Consider the following 1,310-nt stretch of genomic DNA (forward strand, 5'->3'; position numbering starts at 1 on the left):
GTGCAGCATTGTGCACAACTACGTCCACCCCCGAACCCCGCAGGTCGGCGGTGGACGCTCCGGCTCGTGGCGATCAGGGTGTTGGCTCGGCGCTCGCGGCGTCCGCCGGGCGGTCGGGGCTGGGGGAGGCCGAGGTCACCGTCGTGCCGGCGGCGGAGGGACCGGAGGTCAGCAGTTCCGCAGTGGGGGCGGTCGAGGCGGCAATGCGGGGTAGGCACGGTCCGGGGCAGATGGGCGACGGCGTGCGGGCACCGGCGGGCACGCGGATCGTGCGCGGTGCCGAGGCGTTCACGCTGGATGTGGTGCCAGGGGCGGGTGAGCGGATGCCGCCTGTCGCGCCGTGGCACCTGGCGGTGCTGGCCAGTCCGCATCCGCACGCGCGCATCGTGTCCATCGATTCTGCTGCGGCAGAGGCTGTGCCGGGTGTCCGGCTGGTGCTGACCCATGCGGACGCGCCGTCCACCGCCTTCTCGACGGCCCGGCACGAACTGCGGGAGGACGATCCCGACGACACCTTCGTCCTCGATCGCACGGTGCGGTTCGCGGGCCAGCGGGTGGCCGCGGTGGTAGGGGAGACGCTCGATGCCGCACGTGCCGGAGTGCGTGCGTTGCGCGTCGAATACGAGCTGCTACCAGCTGTTTTCGAGCCCGAATCCGCACTCGCCGCGGACGCGCCGAAGCTCCACGCCGACAAACCGGAGTCGGCGCGGATCGCCGACCCGCAGCGCAACCTCGTGGCCGAGATCCACGGTGGAGTCGGAGATTTCGAGGCGGGGATCGAGCGGGCCGCGAAAGTGGTCAGCGGGGTGTGGCATTCGCCGCGCGTGCAGCACGTGCATCTGGAGACACACGGCGGGATCGGCTGGCTGGACGACGCGGGCAGGCTGGTCATCCGGACGAGCACCCAGGTCCCGTTCCTGGTGCGCGACGAACTGTGCCATGTGTTCGGGCTGGAGCGGGACAAGGTGCGGGTGTTCGCGGCCAGGGTCGGCGGCGGATTCGGGGCCAAGCAGGAGATGCTGGCCGAGGACCTGATCGCGCTGGCGGTGCTGCGAAGCGGGCATCCCGTGCAGTACGAGTTCACCAGAACCGACGAATTCACCTCCGCCACCTGCCGTCATCCGATGCGGGTCGCGGTCACCGCGGCCGCCGACGCGGCGGGCCTGCTGACCGCGCTCGCGGTCGACGTGCTCACCGACGCGGGCGCCTACGGCAATCACAGCGCGGGCGTGATGTTCCACGCCGTCGGCGAATCCGTGGCGGTGTACCGCTGCCCGAACAAGCGGGTTGACGCACAGGCGGTGTACACC

1 protein-coding gene is annotated in these 1,310 nt (G+C 71.1%); it reads left to right on the forward strand.

Translation table 11 applies throughout. From position 1 onward, the window contains the following. Positions 1–50 precede the first annotated feature (50 nt). On the forward strand, positions 51–1,310 hold a 1,260-nt coding region (locus ACWDNU_RS46035; RefSeq protein ID WP_449673473.1), incomplete at its 3' end, for a xanthine dehydrogenase family protein molybdopterin-binding subunit.

The sequence above is a fragment of the Amycolatopsis sp. NPDC003676 genome (genome assembly GCF_053587275.1).